Annotated in this window: 11 protein-coding genes and 4 pseudogenes; 7 read left to right on the plus strand and 8 right to left on the minus strand. The window is 67.9% G+C overall.

Annotation, left to right across the window (positions count from 1 at the left end; all coding sequences use genetic code 11):
* Window positions 1-185 precede the first annotated feature (185 nt).
* A complete protein-coding gene (locus tag KVT45_RS35075) occupies window positions 186-704 on the plus strand; it encodes a hypothetical protein (protein WP_217553194.1) in 519 nt (172 codons plus the stop codon).
* 50 nt (window positions 705-754) lie between these two features.
* Here KVT45_RS35075 and KVT45_RS35080 read toward each other — a convergent pair.
* Together KVT45_RS35080 and KVT45_RS35085 are read right to left on the minus strand one after the other, a co-directional pair.
* Window positions 755-1,432: pseudogene (locus tag KVT45_RS35080) on the minus strand (Crp/Fnr family transcriptional regulator); the annotation flags it as partial.
* A 211-nt stretch (window positions 1,433-1,643) separates the two neighbouring features.
* Window positions 1,644-1,976 carry a hypothetical protein gene (locus tag KVT45_RS35085; protein ID WP_217553195.1) on the minus strand — a complete coding sequence of 111 codons (333 nt, stop codon included), beginning with the start codon at window positions 1,974-1,976 and terminating at the stop codon, window positions 1,644-1,646.
* A gap of 215 nt (window positions 1,977-2,191) precedes the next feature.
* On the opposite strand from KVT45_RS35085, the gene KVT45_RS35090 reads away from it, so the two are divergent.
* Window positions 2,192-5,380, plus strand: a complete 3,189-nt coding sequence (locus KVT45_RS35090) for a BTAD domain-containing putative transcriptional regulator (protein ID WP_308310953.1) — start codon at window positions 2,192-2,194, stop codon at window positions 5,378-5,380.
* Between the two features lie 351 nt (window positions 5,381-5,731).
* Here the strand turns inward: KVT45_RS35090 and KVT45_RS35095 are convergent.
* Window positions 5,732-6,816: pseudogene (locus KVT45_RS35095) on the minus strand (tyrosine-type recombinase/integrase); the annotation flags it as partial.
* Window positions 6,817-6,842: 26 nt separating this feature from the next.
* Here KVT45_RS35095 and KVT45_RS35100 point away from each other — a divergent pair.
* Complete coding sequence (locus tag KVT45_RS35100) at window positions 6,843-7,199, plus strand: hypothetical protein (RefSeq protein ID WP_217553241.1); 357 nt, start codon at window positions 6,843-6,845, stop codon at window positions 7,197-7,199.
* Between the two features lie 357 nt (window positions 7,200-7,556).
* Here KVT45_RS35100 and KVT45_RS35105 read toward each other — a convergent pair whose 3' ends face one another.
* Window positions 7,557-9,560 (minus strand): Ig-like domain repeat protein, encoded by a 2,004-nt coding sequence (locus KVT45_RS35105; protein WP_308310954.1) that lies wholly within the window; start codon window positions 9,558-9,560, stop codon window positions 7,557-7,559.
* Between the two features lie 538 nt (window positions 9,561-10,098).
* Here KVT45_RS35105 and KVT45_RS35110 point away from each other — a divergent pair.
* Complete coding sequence (locus tag KVT45_RS35110; RefSeq protein WP_308310955.1) at window positions 10,099-10,347, plus strand: hypothetical protein; 249 nt, start codon at window positions 10,099-10,101, stop codon at window positions 10,345-10,347.
* Window positions 10,348-10,775: 428 nt separating this feature from the next.
* Here the strand turns inward: KVT45_RS35110 and KVT45_RS35115 are convergent, their stop codons facing one another.
* The gene (locus tag KVT45_RS35115; RefSeq protein WP_217553197.1) at window positions 10,776-10,985 is read right to left on the minus strand and encodes a hypothetical protein; all 210 of its coding nucleotides are present in this window, start codon (window positions 10,983-10,985) and stop codon (window positions 10,776-10,778) included.
* Window positions 10,986-11,345: 360 nt separating this feature from the next.
* Window positions 11,346-11,447: pseudogene (locus tag KVT45_RS35120) on the minus strand (DUF2000 family protein); the annotation flags it as partial.
* 476 nt (window positions 11,448-11,923) lie between these two features.
* Between KVT45_RS35120 and KVT45_RS56715 the strand changes: the two are divergent.
* Window positions 11,924-12,457 carry a hypothetical protein gene (locus tag KVT45_RS56715; RefSeq protein WP_254647792.1) on the plus strand — a complete coding sequence of 178 codons (534 nt, stop codon included), beginning with the start codon at window positions 11,924-11,926 and terminating at the stop codon, window positions 12,455-12,457.
* 253 nt (window positions 12,458-12,710) lie between these two features.
* Here the strand turns inward: KVT45_RS56715 and KVT45_RS35130 are convergent, their stop codons facing one another.
* Complete coding sequence (locus KVT45_RS35130; protein ID WP_217553249.1) at window positions 12,711-12,923, minus strand: hypothetical protein; 213 nt, start codon at window positions 12,921-12,923, stop codon at window positions 12,711-12,713.
* Between the two features lie 4 nt (window positions 12,924-12,927).
* Between KVT45_RS35130 and KVT45_RS35135 the strand changes: the two are divergent.
* Both KVT45_RS35135 and KVT45_RS35140 read left to right on the plus strand, forming a co-directional pair.
* Window positions 12,928-13,245 (plus strand): annotated as a pseudogene (locus tag KVT45_RS35135) (IS5/IS1182 family transposase); the annotation flags it as partial.
* A 1,002-nt stretch (window positions 13,246-14,247) separates the two neighbouring features.
* Window positions 14,248-15,519, plus strand: coding sequence for a metallophosphoesterase (locus tag KVT45_RS35140; RefSeq protein ID WP_308310956.1), 1,272 nt, complete (start codon window positions 14,248-14,250; stop codon window positions 15,517-15,519).
* A gap of 88 nt (window positions 15,520-15,607) precedes the next feature.
* Here the strand turns inward: KVT45_RS35140 and KVT45_RS35145 are convergent, their stop codons facing one another.
* Entirely contained in the window at window positions 15,608-16,144 is a 537-nt protein-coding gene (locus KVT45_RS35145; RefSeq protein ID WP_217553199.1) for a hypothetical protein, read from the minus strand.
* Between the last annotated feature and the right edge of the window lie 158 nt (window positions 16,145-16,302).

Consider the following 16,302-nt stretch of genomic DNA (forward strand, 5'->3'; position numbering starts at 1 on the left):
CCCCCGGATCACGGGTGCCGGCGATCAAGTCGTATATCCGCGCCTCGGTGTGAACCCTGTGGAAATACGAGATTCCGAGAGTTGTCACCGCTCGCTGGGACCCAGAACCCGCAGAAGTGACTGGTTCGGCCAGGGCGGTCACCCGTTACTGGACACAGCACCCCTCGCCGACGGAGGAGACGTCCATGACACCCAGCGTCCGGGCAGCCGACAGCCGCCCCGCGCAGTACATGTTCACCGCGCTGCAGACGACCCACCAGCACGCGGACGCGAAGGCCGGCATCCTGGCAGCGGTGCAGGCCGGGCTGGCCGGCACGGCAGCGGCATGGAGTCGTGGGGTCGTGCTCGTCGGTGAACAGGGAGGTGCAGCCGGGGTGTTTGCGGGAACGCTGTTGGCCCTGTTCGTCTGCGGCCTGATCGGTGGGGCGGTGAGTCTGGCAGCGGTGTTGAGCCCGCGGCTGCTGCGGGATCAGGCCACCAACCGGTACAGCTTCGTCCACCTGGAGTCGGGCCCGGACATCCTGCCTGCCGAGGACGCGCACGCGGACGAGACCGCGGATCGAAGGGAGTTGTCGCACACCGTGCGGTTCCTCGCCCATGTCGCCGTTCTCAAGTACCGCTGGCTGACGGGGGCGGTGGTGTGTACGGCCGTCATGGGCGTGAGCGCGGGGCTGAGCGTGGCTCTGCAGCCGGTACTGGTCTGACATCTGTTCGGCTGCTGCCATTCGCCCGCCAGGTCCGCGAGCTGCCGGAGCCGGGGCAGGTCCCTGATGACGGAGGCACAGTAGCCCGTCTTCAACAAGCCCTCTTCCCGTAGTTCGCGCAGTACCTTGTGGACCGTCGTCTCCGCGGCGCCGATCAGCGTCGCCAGCTCCGGCTGCGTCAGCCGGATGTCGATCACCACCCCGTCGCGCTGGGGAGTTCCGTAGGACGCGGCGAGTTCCACCAGCACACGGGCCAAGCGCAACTTCGCCGGGTACCCCCGAAAGTCCAGCCGTCTGCGGTTGGCCCAGCGCAACCGGTCGGCGAGAACCACAGTCAGGGCCATGGAGACCTCGGGGCGGCGCGTCAGCAGTGCTCGCAGCGCGCCGTCATGCAACACTCGCGCGGTCAGTGGACCGCAGGCAGTGACCGTGGCCGAGCGCAGGGCGCGCCTGTCGATGGCAGCCATCTCACCCACCGTGTCACCGCCGGCCCGGACAGCGAGGAGCGAGGTCTCACCGTTCTCCACGACCGCCGTGACCTTCGTGAGACCGGACAACAGCACGAGTACGTGCCTGTCGTTCATCCCCTGCCGCAGCAGCACGGCATCCGCGTCGAACCGAACCTCGGTCCCCAGGTCGAGCAGTTCCTTCCGCGCCGGGGAAGACAGCCTCCTCAGCAGACTGCGCGTCGGCCATTCCTCGGCCCCGTTGGGCACCGTCACGTGCATCCACGCCGCTCCGCGCTCAGGCACGGTCGCCAAGGATGGTCTCTCCGAAACAACAGCCCTCCTCCCAAGGAGAGCACTCTCGGCCTGCTGCCCCCTCCGTTTCGCTCGGTTCCGGGGTCCTGGTGTCTGATCACGGGTGTTCGCCCGGGGTATCCAACGGCCATGGCGACACCCGCAGCCGGCGGCGCGGCCGGAAGTGTCGTCCAGCGCATCATGAGCCGACCACGTTCACGATGACGTGCCCTGTCCGGCGGTCTGCGCGGAGCACTGCGCGGGCCGCCCCGAGAACCTCGTGGTCCATCTCCGGTCCGGAGGCCAGGACCTGGAGCAGCCGGGTCCGCCACACGTCGGGATCCGTCTCGTACGCGTGCAACACCCGTACGCCGTATCCGCCCCGCACGCCGTCGCAGCCACCGGACAACCGCCGGCGGACCGCCTCTCTCAGCACGGTGTGGAGGTCCTGGACGACTCCTCGTGAGGTGTCGGTGAGTCCGGCCGCCGCCCCCGTCGCCAACGCGGTCGCCACCAACTTCACTTCGGTCACGCGGACCCCCTTCGGTTGTGCGGGTTGTGCGATGTCGTCTCCATGACCATGGCTGGGGGTGCTGCAATTCTGATGAAATTTCGATGACGTAGGGAAGCGGAGGCTTCGGGGTGGACGACGGATCTCCTCGGCTGCTGCGGTTCGAGGTGCTGGGGCCGTTACGGGCATGGCGGGGCGGGACGCCGCTGGAGCTGGGGCCGGTCAAGCGGCAGGCTGTGCTGGCCGCGCTGCTGCTGCGCCAAGGGGCCGTGGTGAGTCATGCGCGGCTGCTCGACGCGGTGTGGGGCGAGGAGCCGCCCGCGGGCGGCCACAAGGTGCTGCCCACTCATGTCAACTCGCTGCGCAGGGTGCTCGATCCGGAAGGTACTCCGCCCGCGGAGTCGGTGATCCGCAGTGGCAAGGGCTGGTACCGCTTCGTCGTCGAGGAGGTCAGGCTCGATACGGCGGATCTGGACGAACGGGGCGACGAGGCGTTGCGCACTGTCGCGTCGGGCGACCTGGCCTCCGCCTCGGACCAACTCTCAGCGGCCATCGGCCTGTTCCGGGGTGAGCCGCTGGCCGGGCTGCCGGGACCGTTCGCGCAGGAGGAGCGGCAGCGGTGGCAGGAGCGCCGGCGGACGCTCCGGCTGGAGCGGCTCAAGTGCCTTGTGCTGCTGGGCCGGTTCGGCGATGCCCTCGACGACCTGAGCGGGCTGTCGGCGTCTTCGGCGGCCGACCGCTACGACGAGTCGCTGACGGCCCTGCGCATACGGGCCTTGTACGGCTGCGGCCGTCAGGCGGAAGCGCTGAATGCCTTTGAGGACATGCGCGTACGGCTGCGTGACGAGCTCGGAGCCGATCCAGGTGAGGAACTGCGCCGGGTGCACGCAGCGGTGCTACGCCAGGACGACGCCTTCCTCCTTCGCCCGCAGGCGCATTCCGGGCCACGCGAGGGCGCCGTGCCCGCCGAACTTCCCCATGGCACCCAGGGCTTCGTCGGACGTAGCAGCGAACTCGCCCGGCTGAACGGCCTGCTTCCGCACGAGCAGGAGCCGGGTACGGCGAACACCGTGGTCATCTCCGCCATCGGCGGCGCCGCCGGGATCGGCAAGACCGCGCTGGCCGTGCACTGGGCACACCAGGTCCGCGACCGCTTCCCGGACGGCCAGCTCTACGTCAACCTGCACGGTTTCGACCACGACCGGCAACCCCTCGAACCCGGCGAGGCCCTTGAACTGCTGCTGCGCAGCCTGGGGCTCGCGGCGGCGGAGATCCCCGCGCACCACGAGGCCCAGGGCCGCGTGTTCCGGACCCTGCTGGCCGACCGGCGCATGCTGGTCCTGCTGGACAACGCGGCCTCCGCCGATCAGGTCCGCCCGTTGCTCCCATCCACCCCGACCTGCTGCGTCCTCGTCACCAGCCGCAACCGGCTCGGCGATCTCGTGGCCCACAACGGCGCCCACGCCCTGCCGCTGGACCTCCTCCAGCCGGACGAGGCCCGCGCACTGCTGACCCGGACCCTCGGTATGGAGCGGGTCGCCGTCGACGAGCACGCGGTGGGCGAGCTGATCCGGCTGTGCGGCAGCCTGCCCCTGGCGCTGCGGGTGGCCGCCGCCCGGCTGGCGGGGGATCCGGGTTTGCGCCTGGCCGACCTGGTCGCAGAGATGACCGAAGGCAGTCGGCTGGCGGCCCTGGAACCGGACGGTGACGCCACATCCCCTTTGCGTACGGCCTTTTCCGTGTCGTACCGGGTCCTGGCATCGGAGGCGCGCCGACTCTTCCGCCTGCTCGGCCTGTTCCCCGGGGCGGAGTTCACCTCCGATGCCGCGGCGGCGCTCCTGGACACATCGCCGCAGCAGGCCCGACGCCTGCTCAGCGTATTGGCCGCCGCCCACTTGATCGAGCCCACGACCGTGGGCCGGTACCGGTTCCACGATCTCATTCGTGAGTACGCGCAGGGGTGCGCGCAGGCGGAGGAGACGGCGGCGGATCGCGACGTCGCGCTGGAACGGCTCCTGATCTGGTACCTGCACGCCTCGCGCGCTCTCGGGGGAACCTGGCTCTTCCCCAGTCTGCCAAGCGAGCTCGGCCGCGGTGGTCAACCGGGTCTGCCGGCCTCCACGGGAGCCTCACAGTGGCTGGAGGCGGAACGGGCCAACCTGCTCGCCTTCATCCACCATGTCGCCCGCCACGGTCCCCGCCCCGTCGCATGGCACATGGTCAACGCGCTGTTCGGCTACTTCTGGTTTCAGCTGCCGCGGACAGCGTGGCAGGCCACCGCGCAGGCGGCGCTCGAGGCAGCCACGGTCGAAGGCGACCTGTTCGGCCAGGCAGCCGTGCACATCAGCCTGGGACTGATCCAGTCGGACCGGGGGGATCCCAGTCGAGCGCTGGAGCATCACTCCCGCGCACTGGACATCAGCCGGGAGCTCCGTTGGGCGACGGGCGAGGCAGCGGCTCTCGGCGGCAGGGGCCAGGCGGAATGGAACATGGCGCGTCTCGACAGTGCTTACGAGCACGTCACCGCCGGTATGCGGATCGCCCGTGAAGCCGGAAACCTCCACCTTGAAGCGTTGGGGTTGGTTGTCATCGGTCTGACCAGCCGGGATTTGGGCCGACTGCACGAGGCTGCCGAGCAGCTCGAACGGGCCATCATCGCGAACAAACAGATCAGCTGGTGGGACGACAGCCTCGCTGTGCAGAATCTGGGCTGGGTGTACTGGGAGCTCGGCCGTCTGACCGACGGCCTTGACGTCCTCATGCCCAAGGTGACCGCCGGCGAGCGAGACGGGAACCATAACGCCCGCGCAACGGTGCTCGACACCGTTGCCAAGATCAATATCACACTCGGCCGACACGACGAGGCGCTGGAACAGGCCGAGCGCGCCTTTGCCATGGCCAAGGACAAAGGACGGGTCTGGATTCAGGCCAGCATTCTCACCACGGTGGCCACTGCCCACCGAGAACTGGCGCATTTCGACCGATCGATTCGGCTCGGCACGAAGGCGCTCGCCCTGGCCCGCGAGTCGAGATACAGACGCCCTGAGGCAGACGGCCTCGTTGGCCTCTCCCTCACCCTTGAGGAGATGGGCCGTGACCACGAGGCCCGCGCCCACGCCGAGCAGGCCCTGGCCCTGGCACGCGCCCACTCCTTCCGCGTGGTCGAGGGCCAGGCGTTGACCGCCTTGTGCAACATAGCGGCGTTCGGGGAAACAATCACCACAGCAGTCGAGTTGGGCCGGGAGGCCCTGACCATCCATCGCGAGACCGGCCACCGCCCCGGCGAGGCCCGCACCCTCATGGCACTGGCCCGCGCCCACCGGAAGGTCGACGGCGCTGCCGCTGACCTGATGAGGCGGCAGGCACGGGATATTATCTCGGACATCGGCGCGCCGGTGACGGAGTGCGAGGATCTCGACCAGTGAGTTCCGCGGCGGGTCCGCCCTCATCGTCCGTCCGCGTACGCAACGGTGTCTGTACGCGCTCTACCGGGCGCCACGCCTGCCGCGTCCGCCGAGGACGTGAAGGCGCTGCCGAGTCGTCTGCGTCGAAGCCGTGCCCGATCCGTGCCCGTAAGGGCGGAGAACCACGGTCGACAGGGGCGTGATCAGCGCTTCGCGGCTACCGCACAGGAAAGGTGTCTACGCAGGTCAGCACCACGGAGCCCGACCAAGCGCCGCCGCTTCCCAAGCTGAGAGCGCGAGTTCGATTCTCGTCACCCGCTCCATGGAGAAGGCCCAGGTCAGAGACCCGGGCCTTTTTGCTGTCCATGATGATCAGTTGTCGCGTGCCAGATTCGTGCCAGAAGGCCTGTCGGGGGCTCTCTGCGCGGCAGCGGCCCGCGCCTTGCGGACCGTGGCGTCCAGCCCGGCGGCGACCTCCTCTTGCCGCTCGTTGTCGGAGTGCTGGTAGATCAGTGCTGCCTTCTCGGAGGACTGTCCGGCCCGGACCATGGTGTCCTTGAGCGTGGCGCCGGAGCGAGTGGACAGCGTGTGTCCCGTGTGTCGGAGATCGTAGAACCGGAAGCCCTCGGGCATGCCGACGATCTCCCACGCCTTCCGCCACCTCCGCCCGAAGGTGCTGCGCCGGAAGGGAGCACCCTTCTCGCCCACGAAGAGCAGCCCATCCGGCCCCTGCTCGGCGTAGCTTCCAGATGCCAGCGGAGCTCCCGGCGGAGGAACGCGGGAAGAATCACAGTCCGGGTGCCGGCCTCGGACTTGGTGTCGCCCTGTACGCGCCGCCCGTTCATCCGCTCCGGCTCGGCGAGGCGCACCCGGACGCGCAGGTTGTCGAGGTCGACATCCCGGCGGCGGAGGCCGGCCAGCTCTTCCGGCCGCATCGGACCGTACGCACCGAGGTAGACCATGAGCCGCCAGCGCATCCCCACGGCGTTGGCGAGTGCGTCAACCTGGGCGACGGTGGCGATGCGCCGCTCAGCAGCCTTCTCCTTACCGACACCCTTGATCCGGCACGGATTGCGAGTGACCAACTCGTCGTCCACGGCCGTCTCCATGATGGCCTTGAGGAGCCGGTACGCCTTGGCCGTCATCGTCTTGGCGTTGGCAGTCCGCAGCCGATCGGCCCGCCACTCACGCACGCGCGGAGCTGTGATCTCGTCCAAGTCCGACTCGGCGAAGGCGAACAGGTGCTTGTCGAGGAGGTAGTGGTAGAGGTCGCGGGTGAGGGGCGCGAGCTCCCGTTCCTCGACCCACTTGTCGGCGTAGGCCCGGAAGCTCACGGCACCCGCCTCGGGATCGCGCCACTCGCCCCAGCGGATCTCCGTCTGTCTCTCGGCAAGCCAGTCGTCCGCGTCCGCCGTCGTCTCGAAGGTGATCGGAGCCGGACGCATCACACCGTCAGGTCAGTACAGCGTGAGCGCCTCCGGACCTGAGCTACGACTTGGCTGTGTGGGAAGGCGAGCGCCCTGCGGACGACAAGGCAGCCGCGCGAGCGTTCACAGACCTCTATGAGCGCTACGTCGACACGGATGTGGAGCATCCGCCGGCCGAGCGCATCGCGGCTTACGTTGCCGCCCTTCTGGAACGGTGGTGTGACCTGACCGAGGACGAAGAGGACACCTCCCCCTGGTCGACGGGGCCGTTGATCGGCGAGGCATGCGGCCCGCTCATCTACTTCCCGATGCGCTGGAGCATGGCTGAGGAGGCCTCCACCTACGCAGCGGGACTCGCAAACTCGATGGGGCTGGTGTGCTTCGACCCTCAGCAGAACCGTCTCAGGCCATGAAGCTGGGGGCGCTTCCGTCTCAGTTTCCGTCTCATTCAGTGCCGTTCACGGCCGTTCAGACGGGACCGAAGCCGGTAGCCGCTCTACCGACCGGCCGTCCTTGAACGCGGGTGAACGGCCCCGTTCGAAGCCCTAGGGACCACCACCACAGTTGGAAAGCGTGTTGGCGCCGCTGCCCATCGGGGCTGAGGAGACGAGCCGACCTTGAACCGAGGATTCAGCGCGGCCCGCTCCGAGGAGTAGCCGGCGCGCGCCATCGTGTCCTTGAGCGTGACACTCGGCTCGATCGCGCCTCCTGAGGAAGACGTATCCCCAGGCCCGGCGCGTCATCGGATGCGCCGGGCCTGGGGGGCGACCTCAGCTGGTGAAGGTGAAGTACTTCCAGGAGCCGTGCGTGGTCGAGTTCACGGTGTCGTTCGAGGAGTTGTTGATGTAGGACGACCGCACGCGCATCGAGTAGCCGGTCTGGTGCGTGCCACGCAGTTCCACCACCGACTTGCCCTTGGAGTCGAGCTTGAAGTACTCGTACCCCGCCGACCGCCAGGCGCCGGCGGAGTAGATCTGGAACTCCAGCTTCTGCGAGCGGCCGGGGTAGGCCGTCATCGTGGTCGTGAGAAGCGGGTTGGTCTTCTTCCGGAAGTAGTACTTGGTGTACCCGTTGACCTTGGCCGTCTTGTAGTAGCGGCTCAGGCTCAGCGACACCTTGACCTTCGCGCCCACCCGGCTCGTGGCCGTCTTCGGGGCGGTCCGCGCGTCGCCGGAGAAGGACGCGCTCACCGTGGTGTCGCGCTTCAGCGGCAAGGTGACCGACAGGTTGCCCGCGCTGTTGACCGTGCCGGTCTTGACCAGGTACTTGCCCTTGCCGTCGCCCGCGGTGTCCGCGTAGAGCGAGAGCGTCCGGTTCTTGTACGTCGTGCCGAGGTGGGCGGTGAACGTCACGTTACTGGCGTAGTCGTAGACGGCGCCGTTCTTGTTCACGGTCAGGGTCGTCGCGTTCCGGGAGACCTCGACCATGTCGGAGGCGGAGGCAGCCGTGCGATCGGCGCCACCGGCATAGGAGACCTTGTAGGTGACCTTGCCGCCCGCGGGCGGGATGTCGGTGAAGGAGAAGGTCCCGTCCGCTTTCACCGTCGCGGCAGGGAGCGCCTTGCCGTTCGGGGACTCCTGGTCCGTCCGGGTCACCGCGACGGTGGTCCCCGCGGGCAGCCCGAGCGTGTTCGTGACCTTGCCGGAGACGGTCAGCGACTTGGCTCGGTCGGCGGTCGCCGGGGCGTTCACCGTGACGGTGGTGACCGCCTTGCCGGGGTCGGTGACGACGCGCAGGCTGTACTTGTTGGAGAGACCGTGTGTGACCGCGAAGAGCCGGCTGCTGTCGGGTGCGAAGGCGAGGTCGCCGTGGTCGAGCAGGGTCTCCTGGGAGACTCCACCCTGTTCGTCGGTGAAATTGGCGGTCCGCCTCGGGGCCGTGCCGCCCGGCTCGTAGACGGACACCTGAGGGGTGAAGTTGGCGTAGATGTCCGTGCCCACCGCGACGAGGCCGTCCGGCGCGACATCCACCGACCGTTGTGCCGAGTAGCCGCTCGGATACCTGATGGTCTGCGACAGGTCCGAGGTCCGGAAGACCTGCTGGAAGTCGCCTGCCGTGGTGGCCACCACGAGTTCTGTGCCGTCCGGGGTGAGCGCCAGGTCCTCCGCGGTGTTGCCGATGGCGGCGTCCTGCCCGCCGAGGAACGCGGTCCGGTCGGCCGTGCCGGACGACACGTCGTAGATGCCGAGAGTGAAGTAGTACTGGCGCGAGCCGGCCGCCAGGGTGTCGGGAGCGCCGGGTGCCGACTCCAGCAGGGGAGCGTCCTTCCACGTCCCCTCGGCCTCCTGGGCGAGGGAAACCTGCGGCTGCCCGCCGGACAGGTCGAGAGACCCGATGTTGCCGTGGCCGACGCTGCCGTAGCCGAACCAGAGTTTGCCGCCGGCGAGCGCCAGGTGCTGCGGATCTGTGCCGTCACCCGTCGCGTACCGCCCGGCCTCGGTGAGCGTCGCCGTGTCGATGGCCACGATCTCATCGGCTCCCGGCACGGCGACGTAGACCGTTGCCGAGTCGGCGGAGAGCTCCAGGCCGTCAGCCTGCGGCAGCGAGGTGATCGTCCCGATGACGGTGCCGTTGTAGTCGGTGGCGACGACCTTGCCTCCCGACGGGTCGCTGATGAAGACCCGCTGGTGAACGCCGTCCACGATGATGTCACCGCTGGACGTGATGGGCAGCGCGGCACTGCTGTCGGCGACAGCAGAGCCCGCCGCCGACCCGATCAGGGCGACAGAACCGAGAGTGACCGCGAGCGCTGTTACGGTCGAAATGCTGCGCACACGCACAGTGATGCAACCCCCACTAGGAAGACAGGATGCCCACAAGACCCCTGGAGCCCCTCCAGGGTTGTACGGCACGCCTGCGCAAGTTTCCGCAGGTCCCACTGGATGCCGCCCAGAAGCCGGGCACCCTTTATGGCAGGCGCGCACTCGGGTCGCTGTGATCGAGGTCGAGCGGGTCGTGGATCGCGGCCGGCCGTGGGTGTCCGAAGCACTCGTCAGGCATGCGGCCGACGATGTCCAGGGACGGCACTCAACGGCTGCTGAATTACAGCAGCGCCCAGCGGTATGGCAGGAGAGAGTGCCTCGGGCCCCGACCGCTGTACAGCAGGGCCGTACAGCAACCACCACGACCGCAGCCGACCGTCAATGTTTCCAAACACCCACGTGATCTGCCGAGCAGACTTCGACGACCGTCCCGCCCATGGTTCGGGACGAAGAGGTCATCACTCATGTCTCGGCGTCGCGGCCGGCCCGGGGTACGCGCTGCTTGGGGTATGGCCCCTGAAGCTGGCGCTGCCCGTCGATGAACACTCGCGTGAGTGCGGCGACCGATGGAATCACCGGAGTTCTCACGTCGGACGAAGGCGCACGCATCGAGGTCCGCAACCTGGGTGGCGAGATCGTCATTGCGGCAAACGCTGCCGGGTTCAAGACTCTGGCCGGCCACCTCCTCACTCTCGCTCAGGACGGCACGCCGGACGGCGCTCACCTCCACCTGGAGGAGAACAACGGGCTCGAACAAGGCTCCGTAGGGCTGGTCTTGGAGAGCCGCGACGACGAATGACGCGTGCCAGACGCGTGCCAGATCGTGCGGGGAACCACGGGGAACAGCGGGGAACCAATCGACCGTCTACCGCGTGCTCGCGTCCCTCCGCCGCAGGTCAGGCCGGGAGCAAGCCCTAGATGCCAGGTAGGCATGCCCTCTGCGTGTCCTGAGTTCAGGCATGTGGGCCGCCCGAGGGGTTCTCAGGTGTCACTCCAAGCCGCTCAAGGGCGATCGCCAGGCGCAAGGGCCTACCCCCTGCTGAGCAGGGAAAGCGCAGGTCACCAAGATCCCCGACAAGACCCGGGACAAGAAGCAGCAACCCCTAATGATCAAGCCCCCTACCAGCGAAGACCCGCAGGTAGGGGGCTTGTCGCCGTGGACGCCGATCGGCGGTCAAGCTGCCGGTATCGGCGATCCCGCGATGAGGAAGTCCCGCGATCTGACGATCAGAAGGAGACGGTGACGCCGACCTGGTGGTACTGGCCGACGGTGTCCAGGACCCCGTCCTTGACCGCGCCGAGCTGAGCCACGAGGTCCGAGCTGCTGATCGCCGTGGGGCCGGCGGCGATGCCGACCTGCGGGCTCAGGCCGCCGGAAACGGTGTCGAGTTCGGCGTCAGAGATTTCAAGGGTCTGAACCTGGGGAGCGGAGTTCATGATGAAACTGCCCTTCGTATGGATGTTCCACAAGGGGGAGCGGCCAGGCTGGGGATAGCCGATGGGCCGCGACCGCAGGTCCGCGCCATCCGTTTCCGAACACCTTGGCGCGATCCCGGCGGCGCGAAGGATCAAATCACGGAGCGTGCCCGGCATCCAGTCGGTGACTGCTCCCAGCAGGGCAGTTGAAACAGTCGACTACTCATCCATGCACGCATGCACACGAATTGAGGGCAGCTTCTCTACATGTAGCCCCGCATAGGAAACCGACAGCTATTGCCGCGGCAGTTCCGACCAGGACAACTCCGCACCAACCGAATGCACCCGTGCCGCAGTTGCGCATTCGCTGTGGAGATTCAGTCACGTATGCATCCGTGCGCCCTTCAGCACCTTGTCCACCGCGTTCCGCGGCCCGTACGCCGCCAGCCCCATCAGGTCCAGCTTCTCCGTCGGCACGGCCCGGGGCAGGGCGGTGGGGCAGCTGGTCTACGGTGCGGGTCGGCTCTCCAGCAGTGCTTCCGCCTCCTGCCGGCGTGGCGGTCAGCCATTCCGCGAGGTCACGCCCTGGGGCCAGCGCGGCCGGGATGCGGCCGGATGGATCCGGGCCGGTCTGGCTCGGCGCCGGCGCCAAACGATCACTCGCCAACGTAGGGCAACACTCCATCGATGAGCCGTCCCTGCCTATCCGCCGACCTGGTCTGATCCGGTGCACCGGCCGGCTACCCAGGCGAGGAACTCCCGCTCCGAGGCGGGGTGCCTCAGACCGCCCGGTGGCGCCAACGCCCGTGACACGGCCCAGCTCTAGACATTCCGGCAGGATCTGATGTTCTCACGCATACTTTGAACAACTCATGCGTGAGTAGCCAGTTGAATGCGTGAGTGTGTGTGAGTAGCTTGAGGTGTCGGCACGCGGGGAGCGTGCGCAACAAGGAGGGGTCATGCGACTGATCGACGGGACGCCGCAGGAGATTGCCGAGTTCTTGCGGCTCACACAGGGCGAGGAGGACCCGGACGCGGGGGCACCGGGGGACATTGACCCCGACCCGTCCGGTGAGAGTGCGGGCGGAGCGCTGGACTGGGCCCAGATCGCCGAGCTGGTGAGCGGCCGTGCCCGCAGCACGGAGATCGCCACGCGTGTGCTGGATTTTCTGCGCGGTGCTGTCGCACTCGGCAACGTAGAAATCGGTCCGGGCGAGTCTGAGCGAACCCGTGACGGTCGCACCGATTACGTCATGGTTCGAGATGCCGGCGTCCGTCGGTTCGGAGCTGTTGCCTATGTGAAGGCGACTAACGGCGGTCTCACCCTGCGCTTGACGAGGGAGGATGTGGCCGACGTCGGCGACCCGGCCATCAGCTTCCGCAACGTTCGCGCGGGGCACCAGTACGTCGTCAATTGCCCGCTGCGCAATGACGCGGCGGTTCAGGTGGCGTTGCGTCTCGTACAGCTCGCTTTGGCGAAGGTCCGCCCGTAGCCAAGGCACTCGGCGAGCCGCTGAGCGAGTTTGGGTGGAGGCCGTCGTGGGGCCCGTAAAACGGCTCCATGACGCCCCTCTGACGTTCACGCGTGGAATCCATGGCGCCATCGCAGAGATCACCCATACCAAGAGGGCTCAGTAATTTTGGAGAGGGGGGTGGTGTTGAAGCTTCGCGAGCTCCCGGACCGACGTGGCTCGGGGATCTCTTCTGAGCCACCCCCCTTGGTCGCGCGCAGGGGCGGGTTCGCGGTCAGCCGATGTAGCCCTCGAGGTCGGCGACGACGTTGAGGGATCCGTTCGCGTTGTGGATGTGGATGTTGCCGTTGGTGTCGACGGGGATCACGGCCAGGACCGGGCGGGTTTCGCCGGCGCGGACCGTCGTGTCCTTGAGCGTCGCGCCGGAGCGCGTCGACAGGGTGTGTCCGGTGTGACGAAGGTCGTAGAACCGAAAGCCCAATGGCATCAAGTGGCGGGCGATGCCGGCGGACTTCCCGCCCTGGCCCAGGGTGTATGACTTCTTCGCCCGCTGGCGGGACGCCGGCCTGGTGGCCGAACCGCACGACCGGCTACGCGCGGCCGTCCGCCGGGCCGAGGGCCGTGAGGAGGAGCCGGGTGCGGGCGTGATGGACTCGCAGTCGGTGAAGGCGGACGCCACCGTCACCCTCGCCTCACGGGGACACGACGCCGGGAAGAAGATCAACGAACGCGAACGGCACCTGCTCACCGACACGCTCGGACTCCTTCCGGCCGTGCTGGTCCCGTCGGCCTCCACGACCGACCGGGACGCCGCCTGACCAGCAAAAAGCGCACACGAGGTTCGGAAAGAGAACGACCTCCAAAGCGGTGCTCACACGACATCGCCGCCGACGGCAGTGACGGCAACGCTGACGGCAACGACGGCGGACGGCAGCGACTCTCGGCAGACTGGCACGGTGGCAGCAGGGCGCCACCGGACCGGCTCGCTACGGCTTGCCCGCATCTTCCAAGCGTTCGGCCGCAGGTTCGAGTCCGGCCGGGGGCGGCCATCCCTCGCCCTCCCATCGGGAGGGCGTTTTCGCTGCTCAGAGCGGGGCTCTCGGCACAAGCCAGCCCCGGACCACTTCCTTGACGATCGCCGAGCCGGCCTCTGGAAGCCGACCGCGCCGAGCTGGACCGGTTCGGTAAGGGCCCTCTGAACTGGTACTTCACTGTTGGGAAGCCGTGCCGGAGCGTCCGGGGTGCCTACTCGTCGGCATTGATCCCGTCGACGTCCTTGAGTGCCTGGCGATCATGATCGACCCCAGACCGGGCAGGCCACGGGCCAAGCCCACTCCGCCGACCTCACGTAGTCCAGCTGGGCAGATCCTGACGAACCCATGGGCCCGGCTCGCGTGAGCCGGGCCCCTCGTTGTCGCTGGTACCAGGCCTAGCCCATTTGTCCTCGTGCTGGTGCACAGGTTGAAGGCGTCGATGACGATTCCTGGTGTGACCCTCGGCGAGGAGAGGTGTCGGCGCCCAGGGCATTCCGAGGGAGGAACCAGAACATGATGCATCGGATCGTCGCCCTCGCCGTGGCGAGCGTGCTGGCCACGGCGGTCTCGGCCACGGCGACTCCCGCACGGGCGCCAGACAGCGCAGGGCCACCGCCACCCGGACAGACACCGCCACCCGGCCACACCCCTCCCCCCAGGCCGACCCCTCCCCCCGGGGCGGGGCCGAACGGCGAGGCCTGGGCGTGGACCCAACTGACCAGCCATGGCACCCAGATCCGTTACGTCTCCACCGACACGAGCCAGTCGTGTCCCACCGTGACCTACACCTCTGGGACGCAGAAGACGGTCCCCCTGCGGTTGGTGAGCACCCCCACGGGGGCGCACTTCCCCACCACGGTCTGCGAGTCGGGAAATCAGACGCCAGTGCCCCTGGGGGCGACCAACGCGCAGCTTGTGCTGACGACGGTCCAAGCGGCCACGCTCCATCCCCAGGGCGGTCACCTGCCCTTGCCGAAGTGGACCACGACCACACGTCCCAGCACGATCGATGTCATCGGCGACACCGGCTGCGAGCTCCCGGTGAACCCGGCAGACCCGGCGCAGCACTGCGCGACCGCCTGGCCCTTCAAGCCGATCGCGGACAGCATCTCCCGCGCGGCGCCGGATCTCGTGATCCACACCGGTGACTATCTCTACCGCAACGACCCCGGCAGGGCGGACGACAAGGCGAAGAACCCGGGCTGCACGGTGCGCCCCGACGCAGCCAGCTGGGCCTGTGTCGTGGCCGACTTCTTCAGGCCCGCCGAAGCGCTACTGGCCGCAGCGCCCGTCGCGTTGACTCGGGGCAACCACGAAGACTGCACGCACCCAGGGGGCGCCGGCGACGCGTGGTTCCGCTACCTCGCCGACGAACTCCGTAACGGATCGTGCAGCCGGTTCCCTCCGCCCGACACGATCCGCGCCGGCACCCTGAACCTCGTCTCCGTGGACTCGTCGTTCGCCGACCCGAACGACAGCGGAAGCACGGCGCAGGTGAACACCTACGCCCAGAAATTCGACATGGTGAACCAGGCTGCGCAGCAGCGTTCTTCCGAGGACTTCTTCGTGGTCACGCACAAGCCGGTCTGGATGGTGAAAGCGGCCGGTTCAGCTACCGGCCATGTGGAATGGGTGACTCATGTCCTCGACGACGCCGTGGCCCACACCTCTCTGAGCCGGCTGGCGAACAATGTACGCCTGGTGCTGTCGGGGCACATCCATCTCTACCAGATGCTCGATTTCAACACCGGCCGCCCGCCCCAGCTGACCGTGGGCTCCTCGGGCGGACCACTGGACAACGGCCCGATCGACAGCAACGCCATGAATCAACAAATCGGCACGCCGCGGGAGACCGTCCATAAGTCGCTCACCCAGGAAGAGGATCCCACGGCCAATCCGCCACGACTCGCGGGAGTCTTCGGCTACGGGCAACTCCACCACAACAACGGGACCTGGGACCTGACCTTCCACCGGACGGACGGTTCGGTGCGCGGTCAGACCTGCACGCTGAGCACGAGTCTCACCAACAAGTCGTTCAACTGCCACTGAGCGGCGCCGGTGGCACGGCTGTGGCCCCGTCCTTCGGCAGGACGGGGCCACAGCTCTACGGGGTGTGAACCGAGCGCGGGCCGATGTCCTACGAGGGACCGACCCGGGTGGTGCACGTGAACGGCTCGTCGATCCAGTAGGTGTCGTGCTGCCCGTCGTGGACGATCGGGTACCTGGTGGTCGGATCGCAGAGTCCGTCGATCTGGGTACGGTCCGCGGAACTGATGGTGAACCAATATTGGTTGGTGTCCGGGCGGACCTTCTGGCACTTGTAGAAGAACCCCTTCATGCCGGGACCGAACACGTCACTGCGGAAGTCGGCGCTCAGCTTCTTGTTGAGGTTGATGTTGACGCAGTCCGCCTTCATGCCCTCGACGTTGACGGTCTTGGCCGCCTTGGTCGAATACCCCTTGGCCGTGTGGGTGCCCGACGCCGTCCAGGTCTTTGCCGGCAGGGCGATCTGCTGGGCAACCTTGGCAAGCAACGGGCTGCCTTGTGCAGTTGCCTCGATCTGTGTCGTGGTGCGGGCCTCCGCGGTGCAACCGGCTACGGAGGCAGCGGTGACCATCGTCGCCAGCAGAAGGGGTACGACCCGGATCCCGCGGGCCAGGGACGAGGACGTCACGTTGCTCTCCGTTCCGGGCGCGCCGACGGACCGGCCACTGCCCGGGCGCCTTTTCGCACCCTAGCCGCTCGGACGAGTGGCTGGTGGGATCAGCGGCCGGTGGAAATTCTTCGTCATCACGGTCGTAACCCGGCCGGGCGAACATGCGAGGGCACACG

This window comes from Streptomyces sp. GbtcB6 (genome assembly GCF_019091475.1).
Lineage (GTDB): Bacteria > Actinomycetota > Actinomycetes > Streptomycetales > Streptomycetaceae > Streptomyces > Streptomyces hyaluromycini.

Bases quoted from the DNA above. Each gene is read 5' to 3' on its own strand.
- KVT45_RS35075 (WP_217553194.1), top strand. From the start codon at position 186: ATGACACCCAGCGTCCGGGCAGCCGACAGCCGCCCCGCGCAGTACATG.
- KVT45_RS35115 (WP_217553197.1), bottom strand. From the start codon at position 10,985: ATGAACTCCGCTCCCCAGGTTCAGACCCTTGAAATCTCTGACGCCGAA.
- KVT45_RS56715 (WP_254647792.1), top strand. From the start codon at position 11,924: ATGCGACTGATCGACGGGACGCCGCAGGAGATTGCCGAGTTCTTGCGG.
- KVT45_RS35130 (WP_217553249.1), bottom strand. From the start codon at position 12,923: ATGCCATTGGGCTTTCGGTTCTACGACCTTCGTCACACCGGACACACC.